The sequence below is a fragment of the Streptomyces sp. NPDC111628 genome (assembly GCF_055635195.1).
The window spans coordinates 1,303,492-1,322,890 of the sequence record NZ_JBVKBZ010000001.1; the positions used below are offsets into that span (position 1 = coordinate 1,303,492).

General features: G+C 69.2%; 21 protein-coding genes. 15 read left to right on the plus strand and 6 right to left on the minus strand.

The annotated features are described in order from the left end of the window. The first annotated feature begins 117 nt into the window (after positions 1–117). The 11 genes from ACZ7MF_RS06365 to ACZ7MF_RS06415 all read left to right on the plus strand — a co-directional run bounded on the left by ACZ7MF_RS06365 (position 118) and on the right by ACZ7MF_RS06415 (position 10,171). Complete coding sequence (locus ACZ7MF_RS06365; RefSeq protein ID WP_471474824.1) at positions 118–1,437, plus strand: MraY family glycosyltransferase; 1,320 nt, start codon at positions 118–120, stop codon at positions 1,435–1,437. Positions 1,438–1,699: 262 nt separating this feature from the next. Beyond that, entirely contained in the window at positions 1,700–2,134 is a 435-nt protein-coding gene (locus tag ACZ7MF_RS06370; RefSeq protein WP_471474825.1) for a hypothetical protein, read from the plus strand. Positions 2,135–2,359: 225 nt separating this feature from the next. Then, on the plus strand, positions 2,360–3,181 hold the full coding sequence (gene atpB, locus ACZ7MF_RS06375) for a F0F1 ATP synthase subunit A (RefSeq protein WP_109033445.1): 822 nt from the start codon (positions 2,360–2,362) through the stop codon (positions 3,179–3,181). A gap of 75 nt (positions 3,182–3,256) precedes the next feature. Beyond that, positions 3,257–3,487 (plus strand): ATP synthase F0 subunit C, encoded by a 231-nt coding sequence (gene atpE, locus ACZ7MF_RS06380; protein ID WP_009321656.1) that lies wholly within the window; start codon positions 3,257–3,259, stop codon positions 3,485–3,487. Between the two features lie 41 nt (positions 3,488–3,528). Continuing rightward, positions 3,529–4,083 carry a F0F1 ATP synthase subunit B gene (locus ACZ7MF_RS06385; RefSeq protein WP_385458272.1) on the plus strand — a complete coding sequence of 185 codons (555 nt, stop codon included), beginning with the start codon at positions 3,529–3,531 and terminating at the stop codon, positions 4,081–4,083. 5 nt (positions 4,084–4,088) lie between these two features. Next, positions 4,089–4,904: a F0F1 ATP synthase subunit delta gene (locus ACZ7MF_RS06390; RefSeq protein WP_471474827.1), complete on the plus strand. Its 816-nt coding sequence runs from the start codon at positions 4,089–4,091 to the stop codon at positions 4,902–4,904. Between the two features lie 180 nt (positions 4,905–5,084). Further along, entirely contained in the window at positions 5,085–6,674 is a 1,590-nt protein-coding gene (gene atpA / locus ACZ7MF_RS06395; RefSeq protein ID WP_356862842.1) for a F0F1 ATP synthase subunit alpha, read from the plus strand. Between the two features lie 21 nt (positions 6,675–6,695). Continuing rightward, positions 6,696–7,637, plus strand: a complete 942-nt coding sequence (locus ACZ7MF_RS06400) for a F0F1 ATP synthase subunit gamma (protein ID WP_471474829.1) — start codon at positions 6,696–6,698, stop codon at positions 7,635–7,637. Beyond that, positions 7,637–9,073, plus strand: a complete 1,437-nt coding sequence (atpD, locus tag ACZ7MF_RS06405) for a F0F1 ATP synthase subunit beta (protein ID WP_385359015.1) — start codon at positions 7,637–7,639, stop codon at positions 9,071–9,073. Before ACZ7MF_RS06400 ends, atpD begins: the two co-directional genes overlap by 1 nt. A gap of 131 nt (positions 9,074–9,204) precedes the next feature. Further along, on the plus strand, positions 9,205–9,579 hold the full coding sequence (locus ACZ7MF_RS06410; RefSeq protein WP_104631686.1) for a F0F1 ATP synthase subunit epsilon: 375 nt from the start codon (positions 9,205–9,207) through the stop codon (positions 9,577–9,579). 142 nt (positions 9,580–9,721) lie between these two features. After that, positions 9,722–10,171, plus strand: a complete 450-nt coding sequence (locus ACZ7MF_RS06415; protein ID WP_003973622.1) for a DUF2550 domain-containing protein — start codon at positions 9,722–9,724, stop codon at positions 10,169–10,171. A 28-nt stretch (positions 10,172–10,199) separates the two neighbouring features. On the opposite strand, the gene ACZ7MF_RS06420 is transcribed toward ACZ7MF_RS06415, so the two are convergent. The 3 genes from ACZ7MF_RS06420 to ACZ7MF_RS06430 form a co-directional block, all read right to left on the minus strand. Further along, positions 10,200–12,029: a glycosyl hydrolase family 18 protein gene (locus ACZ7MF_RS06420; RefSeq protein ID WP_471474831.1), complete on the minus strand. Its 1,830-nt coding sequence runs from the start codon at positions 12,027–12,029 to the stop codon at positions 10,200–10,202. Between the two features lie 147 nt (positions 12,030–12,176). Continuing rightward, complete coding sequence (locus ACZ7MF_RS06425; RefSeq protein ID WP_361004503.1) at positions 12,177–12,818, minus strand: response regulator transcription factor; 642 nt, start codon at positions 12,816–12,818, stop codon at positions 12,177–12,179. Continuing rightward, positions 12,815–14,011 carry a sensor histidine kinase gene (locus ACZ7MF_RS06430; protein ID WP_471474833.1) on the minus strand — a complete coding sequence of 399 codons (1,197 nt, stop codon included), beginning with the start codon at positions 14,009–14,011 and terminating at the stop codon, positions 12,815–12,817. The genes ACZ7MF_RS06425 and ACZ7MF_RS06430 overlap by 4 nt, the downstream gene beginning before the upstream one ends. Positions 14,012–14,163: 152 nt before the next feature. On the opposite strand from ACZ7MF_RS06430, the gene ACZ7MF_RS06435 reads away from it, so the two are divergent. Next, positions 14,164–14,769 carry a hypothetical protein gene (locus ACZ7MF_RS06435; protein WP_471474834.1) on the plus strand — a complete coding sequence of 202 codons (606 nt, stop codon included), beginning with the start codon at positions 14,164–14,166 and terminating at the stop codon, positions 14,767–14,769. Between the two features lie 42 nt (positions 14,770–14,811). Here ACZ7MF_RS06435 and ACZ7MF_RS06440 read toward each other — a convergent pair whose 3' ends face one another. Genes ACZ7MF_RS06440 through ACZ7MF_RS06450 form a run of 3 tightly spaced genes read right to left on the minus strand, consistent with a single transcriptional unit; the run spans position 14,812 to position 16,950 of the window. Next, positions 14,812–15,384 carry a cob(I)yrinic acid a,c-diamide adenosyltransferase gene (locus tag ACZ7MF_RS06440; RefSeq protein WP_471474836.1) on the minus strand — a complete coding sequence of 191 codons (573 nt, stop codon included), beginning with the start codon at positions 15,382–15,384 and terminating at the stop codon, positions 14,812–14,814. 13 nt (positions 15,385–15,397) lie between these two features. After that, entirely contained in the window at positions 15,398–16,147 is a 750-nt protein-coding gene (locus ACZ7MF_RS06445) for an ABC transporter permease (protein ID WP_356862861.1), read from the minus strand. A gap of 20 nt (positions 16,148–16,167) precedes the next feature. Further along, complete coding sequence (locus ACZ7MF_RS06450; protein ID WP_471474837.1) at positions 16,168–16,950, minus strand: ABC transporter ATP-binding protein; 783 nt, start codon at positions 16,948–16,950, stop codon at positions 16,168–16,170. A gap of 93 nt (positions 16,951–17,043) precedes the next feature. Here ACZ7MF_RS06450 and ACZ7MF_RS06455 point away from each other — a divergent pair, with 93 nt between their 5' ends. The 3 genes from ACZ7MF_RS06455 (at position 17,044) to ACZ7MF_RS06465 (ending at position 19,196) form a co-directional block, all read left to right on the plus strand. Then, a complete protein-coding gene (locus tag ACZ7MF_RS06455) occupies positions 17,044–17,685 on the plus strand; it encodes a TetR/AcrR family transcriptional regulator (RefSeq protein WP_471474839.1) in 642 nt (213 codons plus the stop codon). A gap of 136 nt (positions 17,686–17,821) precedes the next feature. Beyond that, entirely contained in the window at positions 17,822–18,670 is an 849-nt protein-coding gene (locus ACZ7MF_RS06460) for a 3-hydroxyacyl-CoA dehydrogenase family protein (RefSeq protein WP_471474840.1), read from the plus strand. A gap of 202 nt (positions 18,671–18,872) precedes the next feature. Continuing rightward, entirely contained in the window at positions 18,873–19,196 is a 324-nt protein-coding gene (locus ACZ7MF_RS06465) for an STAS domain-containing protein (protein ID WP_003973611.1), read from the plus strand. Positions 19,197–19,399 lie beyond the last annotated feature (203 nt).

Here is a 19,399-nt window from a genome sequence, read left to right on the forward strand (position 1 = left end):
AGCCACACGTGCAACCATCGTCGATACCCGGAAGTCCTCAACCGTATGCGTCGCATTGCCATGCGCATCGCTAGGGTGTGGGGTTGAGGATGGCCAGCGAGACCTGTGGGGAAGCCCGTGCGTGAATACCTGCTGACGCTCTGCATCACGGCCGCGGTGACGTATCTGCTGACAGGGCCGGTACGGAAGTTCGCGATCGTGGCGGGGGCGATGCCGGAGATCCGGGCACGTGACGTGCACCGGGAACCCACTCCGCGGCTCGGCGGGATCGCCATGTTCTTCGGGCTCTGCGCCGGCCTGCTGGTCGCCGACCACCTCACCAACCTCAGCGAGGTCTTCGAGAAGTCCAACGAGCCGCGCGCCCTGCTCTCCGGGGCCGCCCTGATCTGGCTGATCGGTGTCCTGGACGACAAGTTCGAGATCGACGCCCTGATCAAGCTGGGCGGTCAGATGATCGCCGCCGGCGTGATGGTGGTCCAGGGGCTGACCATCCTGTGGATCCCGCTGCCGGGCGTCGGCACGGTGGCGCTCACCCAGTGGCAGGGCACCCTGCTGACGGTGGCCCTGGTCGTCATCACCATCAACGCGGTCAACTTCGTGGACGGCCTGGACGGTCTCGCGGCCGGCATGGTGTGCATCGCGGCGGCGGCGTTCTTCATGTACGCCTACCGGATCTGGTACTCGTACGGCATCGAGGCCGCGGCACCCGCCTCGCTCTTCGCGGTCATCCTCATGGGCATGTGCCTCGGCTTCCTGCCGCACAACATGCACCCCGCCCGGATCTTCATGGGCGACTCCGGCTCCATGCTGATCGGGCTGGTGCTGGCGGCCGGCGCGATCTCGGTCACCGGACAGGTCGACCCCGACCTGATGAACCTGTTCTCCGGGTCGGAGCGCAACTCGGTGCACCAGATGGTGCCGGTCTACATCCCGCTGGTGATGCCGCTGACCATCATCGCCATCCCGGCCGCCGACCTGATCCTGGCCATCGTGCGCCGCACCTGGCGCGGCCAGTCGCCGTTCGCCGCGGACCGGGGGCACCTGCACCACCGCCTGCTGGAGATCGGCCACTCGCACAGCCGGGCGGTGCTGATCATGTACTTCTTCTCGGCGCTCATCGCGTTCGGCGCGCTCGCCTACTCCGTGAACGCGGCGTCGATGTGGATCGTGCTGAGCGTCGTCTTCCTCAGCGCGATCGGTCTGGTGCTGCTCCTGCTGCCACGGTTCACCCCGCGCGCCCCGCGCTGGGCCGAGGGCCTGGTGCCGCCGCGCTACCGGCGCCGCAGGGCGGTGTCCGCCGCCACCGAGTCGGAGTCCGGGGCCGAGTCCGGGTCCGGGTCCGATGCGGCCGCGGACGAGGAGCGGGTTCCCGTCACCGTGGGTGTCTCGGGCGTCAACGGGGCGACCGCCGTCGGACACCGCACGCGGACAAGGTAAGACCGGCAAAATGCCGCATTACCAGACAAGTTGGCGTCGTAGTTGCACAAACGCGCACGGTCACTCTCACGTGTGACAGCAAGCACACCCAGAGGTAAAGACCTCATCAAATAGTTTGTGATACGGTTCACGAGTATTCCCCGGGTAGAGCCCAAGGACCGTAGTGCGACGGTCTCTTGTAAGTGAGGACCTCGTCCGGCTCGGGGCTACGCTCGTCCATGACGACACCTGCCCCCTGTGTGTTGAAAGCGGAGTTGCCGCCATGCCGTCCAATGACGTCCGGATCCTGCTTCAGTCTGCCGTGCCCGCGGCCGGCGTCGGCGCTGTCGCCGTCGTCGTCAGCGCCGTGGTCGCCGGTGGCAAGGGTGCGGTCGGAGCCGTCGTCGCGACCGTGCTCGCGATGCTCTTCATGGGGATCGGCCTCTACGTCCTGCAGCGCACCGCCAAATCGCTTCCGCACCTTTTCCAGGGGATGGGCCTGCTGCTCTACGCGGCGCAGATCCTGCTGCTGTTCATCTTCCTCGCCGCGTTCAAGAACACGACGCTGTTCAACCCCCGGTCCTTCGCCATCAGTCTGCTCGTCGTCACGCTCGCGTGGATCGGTGCGCAGACGCGGGCGCACATGAAGGCCAAGGTTCTCTACGTCGAGCCCGATTCGTCGAGCGAAAAGTCCGAAAAGACGGGCCACTCGTCGTGAGGGGTAGGGCCGGGATAAAGAGGCATGTGAAGTCCTGCTATCGTCCGGTGCCAACTGCGGCATCGCGGGCGCGGGCATCTCGGCTGACGCCTGCTGAATCGCGAGGCGAGATGCCCCACAGCCGCCCCCACACCCGTAACACCAGTCCCGTGCCGAACAGCGGCCCCGCGCCGCGCCGACACAACGAGGTTGCCGTATCCATGCGCCACGCTGAAGGAGCCCGCGGTGAGTGCTGACCCGACGCAGGTGCTCGCCTTCGAGACCGACTGCCACATCTTCGACGGTTGTGGCTTCCCTTCTCCCGGCCTGCACTCGTTCCTGTTCGAGCCCCTGTGGGGCGACCACGACAGCAACTTGTACTTCAACAAGCCGATGCTGCTGGCGCTGCTGGGGTCGATCGTCATCGTCGGGTTCTTCTGGGCGGCCTTCCGCAAGCCGAAGGTCGTCCCCGGCAAGCTCCAGATGGTCGCCGAGGCGGGTTACGACTTCATCCGGCGCGGAGTCGTCTACGAGACCATCGGCAAGAAGGAAGGCGAGAAGTACGTCCCGCTCGTCGTCTCGCTCTTCTTCTTCGTCTGGATGATGAACCTCTGGTCGATCATTCCGGTCGCCCAGTTCCCGGTCACCTCGATCATCGCCTACCCGGCGGTGCTCGCCCTGATCGTCTACGTCACCTGGATCACGCTGACCTTCAAGCGTCAGGGGTTCGTCGGGTTCTTCAAGAACGTCACCGGCTACGACAAGTCGCTCGGCCCGGTGCTGCCGCTGGCCATGCTGATCGAGTTCTTCTCGAACATCCTGATCCGGCCCTTCACCCACGCCGTGCGACTCTTCGCGAACATGTTCGCGGGTCACACCCTGCTGCTCCTGTTCACGATCGCCAGCTGGTACCTGCTGAACGGCGTCGGCATCGCCTACGCGGGCGTCTCGTTCATCATGACCGTGGTGATGACCGCCTTCGAGCTGTTCATCCAGGCTCTGCAGGCCTACGTGTTCGTCCTGCTGACGTGCACCTACATCCAGGGCGCCATGGCCGAGCACCACTGAGCAAGCGCGCCTAGACCTCTCACAGTCGTCCGGTGGCCAACCCCCACCGGTCCGTAAAGAAAAGGAAGAACTGGCATGTCCCAGACCCTTGCTGCCGTCGAAGGTTCCCTCGGTTCCATCGGTTACGGCCTCGCTGCCATCGGCCCCGGCGTCGGCGTCGGCATCATCTTCGGCAACGGCACCCAGGCCCTGGCCCGTCAGCCCGAGGCGGCCGGCCTGATCCGCGCCAACCAGATCCTGGGCTTCGCCTTCTGTGAGGCGCTCGCCCTGATCGGTCTGGTCATGCCGTTCGTCTACGGCTACTGATCGCTGATCCCAGACCAGCCGACTAGACGAAAGGCAAACCCATGAGCCCGATGCTTCAGATCGCGGCAGAGGAGATGGAGAATCCCCTCGTTCCGCCGATCCCCGAGCTCGTCATCGGCCTGATCGCCTTCGTCATCGTCTTCGGCTTCCTCGCCAAGAAGCTCCTCCCGAACATCAACAAGGTTCTGGAAGAGCGTCGCGAGGCCATCGAGGGCGGTATCGAGAAGGCCGAGGCCGCGCAGACCGAGGCCCAGAGCGTCCTCGAGCAGTACAAGGCCCAGCTCGCCGAGGCCCGGCACGAGGCCGCGCGACTGCGCCAGGAGGCGCAGGAGCAGGGCGCCACGCTCATCGCCGAGATGCGCGCGGAAGGCCAGCGGCAGCGTGAGGAGATCATCGCCGCCGGTCACGCCCAGATCCAGGCCGACCGCAAGGCCGCCGCGTCCGCGCTGCGCCAGGACGTCGGCAAGCTGGCCACCGAGCTGGCCGGCAAGCTGGTCGGCGAGTCCCTCGAGGACCACGCCCGCCAGAGCCGTGTGATCGACCGCTTCCTGGACGAGCTGGACGACAAGGCGACGACGGCAGAGGCAACCCGATGAGTGGGATGCACGGAGCGAGCCGCGAGGCCCTGGCCGCCGCACGCGAGCGTCTCGACGCGCTGACGGACTCCACGTCCGTGGACGCCGGCTCGCTCGCCGACGAGCTGGCCGCCGTCACCGCGCTGCTCCACCGCGAGGTGTCGCTGCGTCGGGTCCTCACCGACCCGGCGCAGTCCGGCGAGGCCAAGGCCGAGCTCGCCCAGCGTCTCCTCGGCACCCAGGTCAGCGGCACCGCCGTCGACCTGGTGGCCGGCATGGTGCGCTCCCGCTGGTCGCAGTCCCGCGACCTGGTGGACGCGCTGGAGGAGCTGGCGGACACCGCCGACCTCACCGCCGCCCAGAAGCGGGGCCGGCTCGACAACGTCGAGGACGAGCTGTTCCGGTTCGGCCGGATCATCTCCTCCAACACCGAGCTGCGCGCCGCGCTCACCAACCGGTCGGCCACCACCGCGGCCAAGGGCGAGCTGCTGCGCGACCTGCTCGGCGGCCGGGCGGAGCGGACCACCGAGCGTCTGGTGACGCGCCTTGTCACCGTGCCGCGGGGACGTAGCCTGGAGTCGGGACTCGAGTCCCTGTCCAAGCTCGCCGCCGACCGGCGGGACCGGATGGTGGCCGTGGTCACCTCGGCGGTGCCGCTCAGCGACACGCAGAAGCAGCGCCTCGGCGCGGCCCTCGCGAAGGTCTACGGCCGTCCGATGCACCTGAACCTCGACGTGGACCCCGAGGTCCTCGGCGGAATCCGGGTGCAGGTCGGTGACGAGGTCATCAACGGCTCCATCGCGGACCGTCTGGAGGACGCCGGCCGCCGGCTGGCGAGCTGACGCCCACGCGCGACAACAGCAGTAGCAGAGCAGAAGCAGTAACAGAGCAGTAGCAGTACGTACTTACGACGGCCCTGGTTGGGCCGTGCAGAGGATTCACCTCTCATTGGGGGGAGTCCCGACTCGTGGAATACCCCCCAAGTGAAACTTCGGGCCCAACAAGGAGAGCAGGGAACTCAGATGGCGGAGCTCACGATCCGGCCGGAGGAGATCCGGGACGCACTGGAGAACTTCGTCCAGTCGTACAAGCCGGACGCGGCCTCGCGCGAGGAGGTCGGTACGGTCACCCTTGCCGGCGACGGCATCGCGAAGGTCGAGGGCCTGCCCTCGGCCATGGCCAACGAACTGCTGAAGTTCGAGGACGGCACCCTCGGCCTCGCCCTCAACCTCGAGGAGCGCGAGATCGGTTGCGTCGTCCTCGGTGAGTTCAGCGGCATCGAGGAGGGACAGCCGGTCTCGCGTACCGGTGAGGTCCTCTCCGTGGCCGTCGGCGAGGGCTACCTCGGCCGCGTCGTCGACCCCCTCGGCAACCCGATCGACGGCCTCGGCGAGATCGAGACCTCCGGTCGCCGCGCCCTCGAACTGCAGGCCCCCACGGTCATGCAGCGCAAGTCGGTGCACGAGCCGATGGAGACGGGCTACAAGGCCGTCGACGCCATGACCCCGATCGGCCGCGGTCAGCGTCAGCTGATCATCGGCGACCGTCAGACCGGCAAGACCGCCCTGGCCGTCGACACGATCATCAACCAGCGCGACAACTGGCGCACCGGCGACCCGAACAAGCAGGTCCGCTGCATCTACGTCGCCATCGGCCAGAAGGGCTCCACCATCGCGTCCGTGCGCGGCGCGCTGGAGGAGAACGGCGCGCTGGAGTACACGACCATCGTGGCCGCCCCGGCGTCCGACCCGGCCGGCTTCAAGTACCTCGCGCCGTACACCGGCTCGGCCATCGGCCAGCAGTGGATGTACGAGGGCAAGCACGTCCTGATCATCTTCGACGACCTGTCGAAGCAGGCCGACGCCTACCGCGCCGTGTCGCTGCTGCTGCGCCGCCCGCCGGGCCGCGAGGCCTACCCGGGTGACGTCTTCTACCTGCACTCCCGTCTGCTGGAGCGCTGCGCGAAGCTCAACGACGCCGAGGGCGCCGGATCGATGACCGGTCTGCCGATCGTCGAGACCAAGGCCAACGACGTGTCGGCGTTCATCCCGACCAACGTCATCTCCATCACCGACGGCCAGTGCTTCCTGGAGTCCGACCTGTTCAACGCCGGTCAGCGTCCGGCCCTGAACGTCGGTATCTCGGTCTCCCGCGTCGGTGGCTCCGCCCAGCACAAGGCCATGAAGCAGGTCTCCGGCCGCCTCCGCGTCGACCTCGCCCAGTTCCGTGAGCTGGAGGCGTTCGCCGCCTTCGGTTCCGACCTGGACGCCGCGTCGAAGTCGCAGCTGGAGCGCGGTCAGCGCATGGTCGAGCTGCTGAAGCAGGACCAGTACCAGCCGATGGCCACCGAGGACCAGGTCGTCTCCGTCTGGGCCGGTACCACCGGCAAGATGGACGAGGTGCCGGTCGCCGACATCCGCCGCTTCGAGAAGGAGCTCCTGGAGTACCTGCACCGCCAGGAGCAGGGCCTCATGACCTCCATCCGCGAGGGCGGCAAGATGTCCGACGACACCCTGCAGGCCGTCGCCGAGGCCATCGCGGCGTTCAAGAAGCAGTTCGAGACGAGCGACGGCAAGCTGCTCGGCGAGGACGCCCCGTCCGCCGCCAAGTGACGTAAGGAAGGGACCTGACTCATGGGAGCCCAGCTCCGGGTCTACAAGCGTCGCATCCGATCCGTCACCGCGACCAAGAAGATCACCAAGGCGATGGAGATGATCGCCGCCTCGCGCGTCGTCAAGGCGCAGCGCAAGGTGGCGGCCTCCACGCCGTACGCGCGGGAGCTCACCCGCGCGGTCACGGCGGTCGGTACCGGGTCGAACACGAAGCACCCGCTCACCACGGAGGCGGACAACCCGACCCGCGCCGCGGTACTGCTCCTCACGAGCGACCGCGGTCTGGCCGGCGCCTTCAACTCCAACGCCATCAAGGCGGCGGAGCAGCTGACCGAGCGCCTCGAGCGTGAGGGCCGCCAGGTCGACACGTACATCGTCGGCCGACGCGGTCTGGCCCACTACAACTTCCGCGAGCGCAAGGTCGCGGAGTCGTTCGCGGGCTTCACCGACGAGCCCTCGTACGCGGACGCCAAGAAGGTCGCGGCGCCGCTGATCGAGGCCATCGAGAAGGACACGGCGGAGGGCGGCGTGGACGAGCTCCACATCGTCTACACCGAGTTCGTCTCGATGATGACGCAGACGGCGGTCGACTCCCGGCTGCTGCCGCTGAGCCTCGACGAGGTGGCCCAGACGCAGACATCAGCGGCTGCCGCCGCGGGGGGCGCGAAGGACGAGATCCTTCCGCTGTACGACTTCGAGCCGTCGGCGGAGGACGTCCTCGACGCCCTGCTGCCGCGCTACGTCGAAAGCCGCATCTACAACGCGCTGCTCCAGTCGGCCGCCTCCAAGCACGCCGCCACCCGGCGCGCGATGAAGTCGGCCACCGACAACGCGGGCGAGCTGATCAACACGCTCTCCCGTCTTGCCAACGCGGCCCGCCAGGCCGAAATCACCCAGGAAATCAGCGAGATCGTCGGTGGCTCCAGTGCCCTGGCCGACGCGAACGCGGGGAGTGACAACTAATGACCACCACTGTTGAGACCGCGACGGCCACGGGCCGCGTCGCCCGGGTCATCGGCCCGGTCGTCGACGTGGAGTTCCCCGTCGACGCGATGCCGGAGATCTACAACGCGCTGCACGTCGAGGTGGCCGACCCGGCCAAGGAGGGTGAGCTCAAGACGCTGACCCTCGAGGTCGCCCAGCACCTCGGTGACGGCCTGGTCCGCACCATCTCCATGCAGCCCACCGACGGCCTGGTCCGCCAGGCCCCGGTGACCGACACGGGTTCGGCCATCTCCGTCCCCGTCGGCGACTTCACCAAGGGCAAGGTTTTCAACACCCTGGGTGAGGTGCTGAACGTCGACGAGAGCTACGACGGTGAGCGCTGGCCGATCCACCGCAAGGCCCCGAACTTCGACGAGCTCGAGTCGAAGACCGAGATGTTCGAGACCGGCGTCAAGGTCATCGACCTGCTGACCCCGTACGTCAAGGGCGGCAAGATCGGTCTGTTCGGCGGCGCCGGCGTCGGCAAGACGGTGCTCATCCAGGAGATGATCTACCGCGTCGCCAACAACCACGACGGTGTCTCCGTGTTCGCCGGTGTCGGTGAGCGCACCCGTGAGGGCAACGACCTCATCGACGAGATGAGCGAGTCGGGCGTCATCGACAAGACCGCGCTGGTCTTCGGTCAGATGGACGAGCCGCCGGGCACCCGTCTGCGCGTCGCGCTGGCCGGCCTGACCATGGCCGAGTACTTCCGCGACGTCCAGAAGCAGGACGTGCTGTTCTTCATCGACAACATCTTCCGCTTCACCCAGGCGGGCTCCGAGGTGTCGACCCTGCTCGGCCGCATGCCCTCCGCGGTGGGCTACCAGCCGAACCTGGCCGACGAGATGGGTCTCCTCCAGGAGCGCATCACCTCGACCCGTGGTCACTCGATCACCTCGATGCAGGCGATCTACGTCCCCGCGGACGACCTGACCGACCCGGCCCCGGCCACCACCTTTGCCCACCTCGACGCGACGACGGTGCTCTCCCGTCCGATCTCCGAGAAGGGCATCTACCCGGCCGTGGACCCGCTGGACTCGACGTCCCGCATCCTCGACCCGCGGTACATCGCGGCGGACCACTACCAGGCCGCGATGCGCGTGAAGAACATCCTGCAGAAGTACAAGGACCTGCAGGACATCATCGCGATCCTCGGTATCGACGAGCTGGGCGAAGAGGACAAGCTCGTCGTCCACCGCGCCCGTCGCGTGGAGCGCTTCCTGTCCCAGAACACCCACGTCGCCAAGCAGTTCACCGGCGTCGACGGGTCGGACGTCCCGCTGGACGAGTCGATCGCGGCCTTCAACGCGATCTGCGACGGCGAGTACGACCACTTCCCGGAGCAGGCGTTCTTCATGTGCGGTGGCATCGAGGACCTGAAGAACAACGCCAAGGAGCTGGGCGTCTCCTGAGCCTCGGCTCACGGTGAGCCGCACGGCACACCATCCGGAGGGGGCGGGCGCGTCCCGTCCCCTCCGGCACGCCCCTTAGACTTGTAACCAACACCCGGCTCTCCCGCCGGGTGGTGACCCGAGGAGCCACCTTGGCTGCTGAGCTGCACGTCGCGCTGGTCGCGGCCGACCGAGAGGTCTGGTCCGGCGAGGCCACCCTGGTCGTCGCGCGCACCACGTCCGGCGACATCGGCGTCATGCCCGGTCACCAGCCGCTGCTCGGTGTGCTGGAGTCGGGCCCGGTGACCATTCGCACGAGTGACGGCGGGACGGTCGTCGCCGCGGTGCACGGCGGTTTCATCTCGTTCGCCGACAACAAGCTGTCGCTGCTGGCAGAGATCGCCGAGCTGTCGGACGAGATCGACGTCCACCGCGCCGAGCGCAAGCTCGAGCGCGCGAAGGCGGAGGGCGACGCCCACGCCGAGCGTCGCGCGGACGTCCGACTGCGCGCGGCGGCGGGACGCTGATCCACAGCACTGTGCGATAGCGTCGTGCCATGACGTCACTCAGCCGCGGCTGGGACCGGAGCCATCCGGACCCGGCCGCGGCTGAGGCAGATCCGGGTGTTTTTTCCGTTCCGTTACCTAGGAGACGAGGAGGTCGGTGTCGATGGCCCTCGCTCTGACTGTGTGCGGAATCGTCGTGGCCGTGGTGGTGATCGGCCTCTTCGTCTTCGGTCTGCGCCGCCGGCTGATCCAGCGTTCGGGCGGCACCTTCGACTGCTCCCTGCGCTGGGACGCCCCCAAGGAGGGCGACACCACCGACGGCAAGGGCTGGGCCTACGGAGTGGCCCGCTACAACGGCGACCGGGTCGAGTGGTACCGCGTCTTCTCGTACTCCCCCCGCCCGCGCCGCGTCCTGGAGCGCTCCGCGATCGAGGTGGCCGGCCGCCGGCTGCCGGACGGCGAGGAGGAGCTGGCGTTGCTCTCCGACGCCGTGATCCTGGCCTGTCTCCACCGGGGCACCCGGCTGGAACTGGCGATGAGCGAAGACGCGCTGACCGGTTTTCTCGCGTGGCTGGAGGCAGCCCCGCCCGGTCAGCGCGTCAATGTTGCTTAGGCCCGTTTGAACGCCGGGCCTTTGAGGATTACTTCAGGCCGCTGTCGATGGCGCTCACCAGTTCGCCGTTCGTGGTGTCGCCGCTGAACTCCCAGAAGAAGGCGCCGCCGAGGCCCTGCTGCTCGGCCCAGTCCATCTTGGACTTGATGGTGGCCGGGGTGTCGTAGGACCACCAGTTGGAGCCGCAGTGGGCGTACGCGGTGCCGGCGACGGTGCCGGTGGCCGGGCAGCTGTTCTTGAGGACCTTGTAGTCCTCGATGCCCGCCTCGTACGTGCCGGTCGCCGGGCCGGTGGCGGTGCCGCCGGGCGCGGACTGCGTGACGCCGGTCCAGCCGCGGCCGTAGAAGCCGATGCCGATCAGCAGCTTGTCCGCCGGGACGCCCTTGGACTTGAACTTCGCCATCGCGTCGGCGGTGTTGAAGCCCTGCTGCGGGATGCCGTCGTACGCGGTCAGCGGCGAGTGCGGAGCGGTCGGGCCGCTCTTCGCCCAGGCGCCGAAGAAGTCGTACGTCATCACGTTGTACCAGTCGATGTACTTCGAGGCCTCGCCGTAGTCGGCGGCGTCGATCTTGCCGCCGTCCGAGCCGTCGGCGGTGACGGCCGCGGTGATCAGGTAGTCCTGGCCGAACTCGGCGCGCATGGCCTTCATCATGCTGCTGAAGGCGTTCGGGGCGCTGGTCTCGTCACAGCTGAGGCCACAGGCGTTCGGGTACTCCCAGTCCAGGTCGATGCCGTCGAAGACGTCGGCCCAGCGCGGGTCCTCGACCAGGTCGTGGCAGGACTTCGCGAACGCGGCGGGGTTCTTCACCGCGTCGGGGAAGCCGCCGGACCAGGTCCAGCCGCCGAAGGAGTAGAGGATCTTGATGTTCGGGTACTTGGCCTTCAGCTTGCGCAGCTGGTTGAAGTTGCCGCGCAGCGGCTGGTCCCAGGTGTCGGCGACGCCGTCGACGGACTGGTCGGCGGTGTAGGCCTTGTCGTAGTCGGCGTAGGAGTCGCCGATGGTGCACTTGCCGCCCTGGACGTTGCCGAAGGCGTAGTTGATGTGCGTGATCTTGTCGGCCGAGCCGGAGGTGACCAGGTTCTTCACGTGGTAGTTGCGCCCGTAGACGCCCCAGTTGGTGAAGTAGCCCATCTTGACCTCGTCACCGGTGCCGGGGTTGCCGCCGTCCCCGCCGCCGGTGGTGGTGACCTTCACGGCGCCGCTGGCCGGACCGGTCTGGTCGCCGGTGTCGCGGGCCTTGACGCTGTACGAGTAGGCCGTGCCCTTGGTGAGGCCGCTGTCCGTGTAGGTGGTGCCGGTGACGGTGGCGACCGTCGCGCCGTCCCGCAGGACGTCGTAGTTCTTGACGCCCTTGTCGTCGGTCGCCGCCGACCAGGACAGCTTCACCGAGGTGTCGGTGATGCCGGAGGCGGTGGGCGTGCCGGGCGCGGAGGGGGCCTCGTCGCCGGGGACGGAGGTGCCGTCGCAGCTGCCGCCGTTGAGCTTGCAGTTGGACGGGGAGCCGGGCCCGCTGCCGTTGAAGCCGAAGGAGACCGAGGCGCCGGGGGCGAGCGTCCCGTTCCAGCCGACGTTCTTGGCGGTCCAGTGGTCGGCGGAGTTGGTGACGGTGGCGTCCCAGGCCGAGGTGACCTTGGTGCCGGAGGGGAAGTCCCACTCGACGGTCCAGGAGCTGAGGGAGGCGGTGCCGGTGTTCTTCACCGTCCACTTGCCGCCGAAGCCCGTGCCCCAGTCCGAGGTCTTCTCGAAGGTGGCCGTCGCGCTCGCGGCGGCCTGGGCCGGGCTCGCGAGGCCGACCAGGCCGGCGAGGGGAAGCGCCAGGGTCGCTGCGAGTGCCGCGGCTTTGTGTCTGAAGCGCATGTGCGCCTCCTTATATGGGGATGTTGTCGAGGGCATGACTGAGCCTCATGCCCGCAGTGCGGCGAGAATAGAAAGGTCTGGACCATAGGTCAATAGGTCTGGACCAATGTGGCGACCAGTGGTTGAGCCGGTGGTTGAGCGGGGAAACTAGATCCCCAACTCCTGCGCCAGCACCGCCGCTTGCACCCGGCTGCGCAGCCCCAGCTTCCCCAGCAGCCGGCTGACGTGCGTCTTCACCGTGGCCTCCGCCATGTCGAGGCGCTCGGCGACCGCCGCGTTGGACAGCCCCTCGCCGAGACACGAGAGCACCTCGCGCTCACGCCGGGTCAGCTCCCGCAGCACGGCCGGGTCCGCGGCCGGCTCGCGCACCGGGTGCGCGGCGAACTCGGCGATCAGCCGCCGGGTGACGGCCGGGGCCACGATCCCCTCGCCGCCCGCCACCGTGCGCACGGCCGCGATCAGGTCCTTGGCGTCGGTGTTCTTCAGCAGGAACCCGGCGGCTCCCGCCCGCAGCGCCCCGAAGACGTACTCGTCCAGGTCGAAGGTGGTCAGCACCAGCACGTCGGCGAGCTGCTCCCCGACCACGATCCGGGTCGCCGACACCCCGTCCAGGCGCGGCATCTGCACGTCCATCAGCACCAGGTCGGGACGCAGCTCCCGGGCCAGCGCCACCGCCCGCTCGCCGTCCGCGGCCTCGCCCACCACCTCGATGTCCGGGGCGCTGCCCAGGATCAGCACCAGTCCCGCGCGGACGGCGGACTGGTCCTCGGCAACGAGGACGCGGATCATGCGAGGTCTCCTTCGGTCAGGGGCAGGGTGGCCCGTACCGCCCAGATCTTGCCGCCCGCCGAGCCGGGATCCGGCACCGCCCCGGCCTCGAACGTGCCGTGCAGCAGCGCGGCCCGCTCCCGCATCCCGACCAGACCGGCGCCGGAGCCGGGGGCGCGCGGGGTGTCCCGGTCGCCGTACGGGCTGGTCACCCGGACCCGCAGGGCGCCCTCGTGCCGGTCGAGCCGGACCAGGACGGTGCCCTTGGAGGCGTGCTTGAGAGCGTTGGTGAGCGACTCCTGCACGATCCGGTACGCGGCCAGCTCGACCGGCGCGGGCAGGCTCTCGCCGGGTGCCGCGTCCAGGGTGACGTCGAGGCCGTTGGCGCGGGCGCCGTCGACCAGCGCGCCGAGCCCGTCGAGGGTCGGGGCGGCGGCCGGTTCGGTGTCCCCGCCCTGGTCCCGCAGGATGCCGATCAGGCGTCGCATCTCGGCCAGTCCCGCCACGCTGTTCTCGCGGATCACACCGAGCGCCTGCCGGGTGGTCGCGGCGTCGTCCAGGGAGAGCGCGGCCGTGGAGTGGATGGCGATCGCGGAGAGGTGGTTGGCGACCATGTCGTGCAGCTCGCGGGCCATCCGGGAGCGCTCCGCGGTCACCGCCTGGACCCGGTCCATCTCGGCGAGCAGCGCGGTCTGCTCGGCCCGCAGCAGGGCGGCGTCGGCGGCCTCGCGGTGGTTGCGGACGATGAGCCCCGTGGAGGCGGGCGCGAAGGACACGACGCCGACGGCGACACCGATGAGCAGCGCCTCGGGCACCCGCAGCACCGCGTACGGCACCACCGTCCCGGCCACCGTGAGCAGCCCGGTGATCCACGGGATGCGGCGGGCCGAGGCGGGCGGGCCGTACAGCACGGCGGCGTACATCAGGTCGGTGTACATGATCACCGTGACCAGGCTGCCCTGGGTGAGCGTGTCGGCGATCAGCGCGGCGGTGCCGACCAGCAGCCCCGTGCGGGGCGCGGCCCGGCGCAGCAGCTCGCAGCCCGCCATGACGGCGAGCGGCACCAGCAGCGGCCAGCGGCCGTCGAACAGCACGACCGGCTCGTCGGCCGGCCGCACGCCCAGGCCGATGCCCCACAGCAGCAGCCCGCCCAGCAGCCCGGCCGACGCGGCGTACACGTCGAAGCGGCGCGGGCGGGGGAGTCGTGCGGCCATGCCACCATCCAACACGGCCCGCGCCCCGCCCGCCTGATCCCGGGGAAGGGTCCCGCACTGCATCTTTCGATGTACGGGAGGTTCGTCACCGGCGACGACGATCCCGGCGGATTCCGACGGGAGCCTGGAAGGGTGAACGAAGGGAGTGCGTCGTGGTCGCTGCGTTGATCATCGCCTGTGAGGTCAGCTTCTGGGTGCTGCTGGCCCTCGGCCTGGGCGCCCGCTACGTGCTGAAGTGGCGCCGCACCAGCGTCGTCCTGCTGCTGTGCGAGCCGGTGCTGGAACTGGTGCTGTTCGCCGTGACGGCGTGGGACCTGAAGAACGGCGCCGAGCCCGGCTGGGAGCACGGCCTGGCCGCGCTGTACATCGGCTACACGGTCGGATACGGCCACTACACGATCCGCTGGCTCGACGGCCACGCCGCCCACCGGCTGGGCGGGGGACCGCCGCCGCGCAAGCCGCCGCGGCACGGCCTGCCCCGGGCCGCCCACGAGGGCCGGATGTGGCTGCGGACGGTCGTGGGTGGCGCCGTCTCCTCGGCGCTGCTCCTGGCCGCCGTCTGGTACGTCGGCGACGAGGGGGACGCCTCGGCCCTGGAGGCATCCCAGGGCGCGGTACTGAAGGTCGTCGGCATCCACGGCCTGATCGCCCTCACCTACCTGGTCTGGCCGAAGAAGGCCCCGGCGGGCAGCGCCCCGGCGGGCAGCGCCCCCAAGGGGCGCGGGGAACTGCACGACCAGCCACGACGATGTGATTAGACGATCGGCGGCCGGGCCGTCACGCCCCTCCCTGCGGAGCGCTCAGCGTTCCCCGCCCGGCACCCACAGCACGTCGCCGACCTCCTTGTTGGCCACTCGGGCCAGGATGAACAGCAGGTCGGAGAGCCGGTTCAGGTAGGTCGCGGTGAGCGGGTTCATCGTCTCGCCGTGGGCCTCCAGCGCCGCCCAGGTCGAGCGCTCGGCCCGGCGGACCACCGTGCACGCCTGGTGCAGCAGGGCCGCGCCGGCGGTGCCGCCGGGGAGGATGAAGGAGCGGAGCTTCTCCACCTCGGCCAGGTAGCGGTCGCAGTCCTCCTCCAGCTTGTCGACGTAGAACTGTTCGACCCTGAGCGGCGGGAACTCCGGGTTCTCCACCACCGGCGTCGACAGGTCCGCGCCCACGTCGAACAGGTCGTTCTGGACGCGGACGAGGACCTTGACGACCTCGTCGGGCAGACCGCCGAGCGCGACGGCGGTACCGATCACCGCGTTCGCCTCGTTGGCGTCGGCGTACGCGGAGATCCTGAGGTCGGTCTTGGGGACCCGGCTCATGTCGCCGAGGGCGGTGGTGCCCTTGTCGCCGGTCCGGGTGTAGATGCGCGTCAGGTTGACCATGGGACCAGCGTAGTTACGCCCCGGCGGTTCGGAACACGCGTGTGCCCACCGTCACGGCCAGTGCGGTGAAGCACAGGGCGACGAGGACGCCGTACAGCATGTGCGCCGTCGCGTAGGAGCCGACGTAGGCGTCCCGCACCGCGTCCACCAGATAGCGGAACGGCATCAGGTGCGACAGCACGTCCAGCCACGCCGGGCCCAGTGTCATCGGCAGCATCAGGCCGGACAGCAGCATCGACGGCATGGTCAGAGCGTTGATCGTGGGCCCGAACTCCTGCGGGGTGCGGACCTTCATCGCCAGCGCGTACGACAGCGAGGCCAGCGAGACCGTGAGCAGGGCGACGAAGGCGAAGCCGATCAGCACGCCGGGCAGCGGCGCGCGCAGGCCCATCACCACGGCCGCCAGCACCAGCAGCACCGCCTGGAAGGCGAAGACGGTGGCGTCCCGCAGTACCCGGCCCAGGAGCAGTGCCAGGCGGCTGACGGGCGTGACGCGCATCCGCTCGACCACTCCCTGGCCGTTCTCGATGATGATCGAGAACCCGGCGAAGGAGGCGCCGAACAGGCCGAGTTGCAGCAGCAGGCCGGGGACCAGCACCTGCCAGGAGCTGCCCCGCCCGCCGAGCGGCAGATCGGTCAGCAGCGGGCCGAAGAACAGCAGGTACAGCAGCGGCATCAGCACGCCGAACAGCAGCGCGAAGCGGGAGCGCAGGGACTGGCGCAGATAGCGGCCGTAGACGAGGCCGGTGTCGTGGAGCAGCATCGGGTCGGTTCCCAGGGGTGTTAGACGGCTACGGGAGTGGCGTCGGCCGGAGCGGCGCCGCGGCCGGTGACGGCCAGGAAGGTGTCCTGGAGGGTGGCGTCGGGCGAGCCGCCGTACTCGCGCTTCAGGGCGGCCGGAGTCCCCTCGGCGACCACCGTGCCGCCGTCCACGACCACCAGGCGGTCGGAGAGGGCGTCGGCCTCGTCGAGGTAGTGGGTGGTCAGGAAGACCGTCGTGCCGTGCTCGTCGCGCAGCCGGCGGACCAGGTCCCACAGGTCGGCGCGGCTGCCCGGGTCCAGGCCGGTCGTCGGCTCGTCCAGGAAGAGCACCTTCGGGCGGTGCGTGAGCGCCATCGCGATGTCCAGCCGCCGCCGCTGCCCGCCGGAGAGCGCCCCGCACTTGCGGTCGAGCAGCTCGGCCAGGCCCAGGTCGAGGGCCAGCTCCCCGGCGCGGTCGGCGGCCCGCGCCCTGGACAGGCGGTACAGGCGGCCCTGGGTGACCAGCTCCTCCCGGACCGTGATCTGCGGGTCCACCCCGCCCGACTGCGCCACGTACCCGCACGCCGCGCGCACCCCGGCCGGGTCGGTCGCCAGGTCGTGCCCGGCGACGGTGGCCGCGCCGCCGGTGGGGGCGAGCAGGGTGGTGAGCATCCGCAGGGTGGTCGTCTTGCCGGCGCCGTTGGGGCCAAGGAAGCCCAGGATCTCGCTCTCGCGGACGGTGAGGTCGATGCCGCGCACCGCCTCGACCGGACCGCGCTTGGTCGCGAAGGTCCGGGCCAGCCCGGCCGTACTGATGATTGCCATGCGCTCCAGAAAAACAGAGTCACTGAAATTTTGCAATGACACCAAGTTTTCACTCGCCTCAGACTGTGCCGTCGGCGCGGCTAGGATGCGGGCATGGCCGAGGGACTCAGGGAACGGAAGAAGCGGCAGACCCGGCAGTACATCTCGGATGTCGCCACCGGGCTGTTCCTGGAGCGCGGCTTCGAGGCCGTGACGGTGGCGGAGGTCGCGGACGCCGCGAACGTCTCCGTCAACACCGTGTACAACTACTTCCCGGCCAAGGAGGACCTGTTCCTCGACCGGTCCAAGGGTGTGATCGACCGGCTCTCCCGCTGGGTGCGCGGGCGGCGGGACGGGGAGTCGGCGGCCCGGGCCGTGCTGCGGGAACTGCGCGAGGAGGTCGAGTCGGTTTCGCCCCGGATCGGCCTCATGGATGGCTATGCGCGCTTCATGGGGGTCATCCACGCCTCGCCCGCGCTGCGTTCCCGGCTCTGGGCGATCGGCCAGGAGGTGCAGGACAACCTCGAGCACACCCTGCGCGAGGAGACCGGTGCCCCCGACGACGACCCCGTCCCTTCGCTGATGGCCGGTCAGGTCAGCTGGCTGCACGGCACGGTGATGGCGACCATCGGCCGCCGCCTGATGGCCGGCGGGAAGCCCGCCGAGGTGTCCCGCGACATCCTCGTGCTGCTGGACGAGATGGAGGACCTGCTGAGCGAGAAGGTGCTCAACTACGCCGTACGAGGCGCTCTGTGACACCCGGACGCCACCCCTCGGTGTGACGTCCGTCATTTGAGACGTGACGCGCGTTACTAACCGGTCACACAGCGCCTCACGCCCGCTAATCTCCGGCCGAGAGACGAGAATCAGCGCGTATCAGGGGAGTCGCACAGTGGCACGGAAGCTCGCCGTCATCGGAGCCGGTCTCATGGGGTCCGGCATCGCCCAGGTCTCCGCCCAGGCGGGCTGGGAGGTCGTCCTGCGCGACGTCACCGACGAGGCGTTGCGGCGCGGCACCGACGGCATCAGGGCCTCCTACGACAAGTTCGTCGCCAAGGGGAAGCTCGACGCCGACGACGCCGAGGCCGCGCTCGGGCGCATCACCGCGACCACCGACCTGGACGCCGCCGCCGACGCGGACGTCGTCGTCGAGGCCGTCTTCGAGAAGCTCGAGGTCAAGCACGAGATCTTCCGTACCCTGGACAAGCTGGTGAAGGACGGGGCGATCCTCGCGTCCAACACCTCCGCGATCCCGATCACCAAGATCGCGGCCGTCACGCAGCGCCCCGAGCGGGTCGTCGGCACCCACTTCTTCTCGCCGGTCCCGATGATGCAGCTGTGCGAGCTGGTGCGCGGCTACAAGACCAGCGACGAAACGCTCGCCACCGCACGCGAGTTCGCCGAGTCCACCGGCAAGACCTGCATCGTCGTCAACCGCGACGTCGCCGGATTCGTGACCACCCGGCTCATCTCCGCCCTCGTCGTCGAGGCCGCGAAGCTGTACGAGTCGGGCGTCGCCACCGCCGAGGACATCGACCTCGCCTGCAAGCTGGGCTTCGGCCATGCCATGGGACCGCTGGCCACCGCCGACCTGACGGGCGTCGACATCCTGCTGCACGCCACCGGCAACATCTACACCGAGTCCCAGGACGAGAAGTTCGCCCCGCCGGAGCTGATGCGCCGGATGGTGGACGCCGGTGACATCGGCCGCAAGAGCGGGCAGGGCTTCTACAAGCACTGAGGTCACATCAGCCCCGGCAAACGTCACACGCCGGGGTGAATTCGGTATCGGTTCGCTTACAGACGGCAACCTCCGGTCGTTTCGGCCAGTCAGAGGGTGCAGTGCCTGATATCGCCGAGAGACCACAACGCGCGCAACGCAACGCCAAGACGAAGAACAAGACGAAGAAGACGACGAAGAAGACGCACGCCGGGGAGCGCATATGCACATCAGGGGCGACCACGTCGAGCTGGTCGTCGGGGGCCGCCTCGACGTCCGCAGCGCGGCGGACGCCCGTACGGTCCTGCACTCGGCCGTCGACGACGGAGTCGGCGACCTGGTGCTCGACCTGTCAGAGCTGGACTCCTGGGACGCCACCGGACTCGGCGTGATCATGGGGGCCCACCGGCGGGCCGGCCGCTGCGGCCGGCGGCTGGTGCTGCGCGGCGTGCCACCGCAGATGCAGCGCCTGCTGGTGGCCACCCGGCTGCACCGGATCCTCGCCATCGAGGGCGGCATCGGTGTGGAGACCCTGCCCCGCGTGTAAGTGAAGGTTCACACCTCCGACACACGCAATCCTCACGAGACCGTGACCTCTCGGGCCGTCCGGCACCCCGGACTGTCGGAGATACTGGGCGAAGGTTTAGGGTCTGGCTGCCCGCTGCCTTTGCAAACCCGCCGGCGGGCCCGGACCAGAAGCGACAGCGCGGTGTGCGGCAAGGCCGGGAGGGTGGTCCCTGCCGGGGCCCT

Bases quoted from the DNA above. Each gene is read 5' to 3' on its own strand.
- ACZ7MF_RS06370 (WP_471474825.1), top strand. From the start codon at position 1,700: ATGCCGTCCAATGACGTCCGGATCCTGCTTCAGTCTGCCGTGCCCGCG.
- atpE (WP_009321656.1), top strand. From the start codon at position 3,257: ATGTCCCAGACCCTTGCTGCCGTCGAAGGTTCCCTCGGTTCCATCGGT.
- ACZ7MF_RS06385 (WP_385458272.1), top strand. From the start codon at position 3,529: ATGAGCCCGATGCTTCAGATCGCGGCAGAGGAGATGGAGAATCCCCTC.
- ACZ7MF_RS06390 (WP_471474827.1), top strand. From the start codon at position 4,089: ATGCACGGAGCGAGCCGCGAGGCCCTGGCCGCCGCACGCGAGCGTCTC.
- atpA (WP_356862842.1), top strand. From the start codon at position 5,085: ATGGCGGAGCTCACGATCCGGCCGGAGGAGATCCGGGACGCACTGGAG.
- ACZ7MF_RS06400 (WP_471474829.1), top strand. From the start codon at position 6,696: ATGGGAGCCCAGCTCCGGGTCTACAAGCGTCGCATCCGATCCGTCACC.
- atpD (WP_385359015.1), top strand. From the start codon at position 7,637: ATGACCACCACTGTTGAGACCGCGACGGCCACGGGCCGCGTCGCCCGG.
- ACZ7MF_RS06415 (WP_003973622.1), top strand. From the start codon at position 9,722: ATGGCCCTCGCTCTGACTGTGTGCGGAATCGTCGTGGCCGTGGTGGTG.
- ACZ7MF_RS06420 (WP_471474831.1), bottom strand. From the start codon at position 12,029: ATGCGCTTCAGACACAAAGCCGCGGCACTCGCAGCGACCCTGGCGCTT.
- ACZ7MF_RS06425 (WP_361004503.1), bottom strand. From the start codon at position 12,818: ATGATCCGCGTCCTCGTTGCCGAGGACCAGTCCGCCGTCCGCGCGGGA.
- ACZ7MF_RS06430 (WP_471474833.1), bottom strand. From the start codon at position 14,011: ATGGCCGCACGACTCCCCCGCCCGCGCCGCTTCGACGTGTACGCCGCG.
- ACZ7MF_RS06440 (WP_471474836.1), bottom strand. From the start codon at position 15,384: ATGGTCAACCTGACGCGCATCTACACCCGGACCGGCGACAAGGGCACC.
- ACZ7MF_RS06445 (WP_356862861.1), bottom strand. From the start codon at position 16,147: ATGCTGCTCCACGACACCGGCCTCGTCTACGGCCGCTATCTGCGCCAG.
- ACZ7MF_RS06450 (WP_471474837.1), bottom strand. From the start codon at position 16,950: ATGGCAATCATCAGTACGGCCGGGCTGGCCCGGACCTTCGCGACCAAG.
- ACZ7MF_RS06455 (WP_471474839.1), top strand. From the start codon at position 17,044: ATGGCCGAGGGACTCAGGGAACGGAAGAAGCGGCAGACCCGGCAGTAC.
- ACZ7MF_RS06465 (WP_003973611.1), top strand. From the start codon at position 18,873: ATGCACATCAGGGGCGACCACGTCGAGCTGGTCGTCGGGGGCCGCCTC.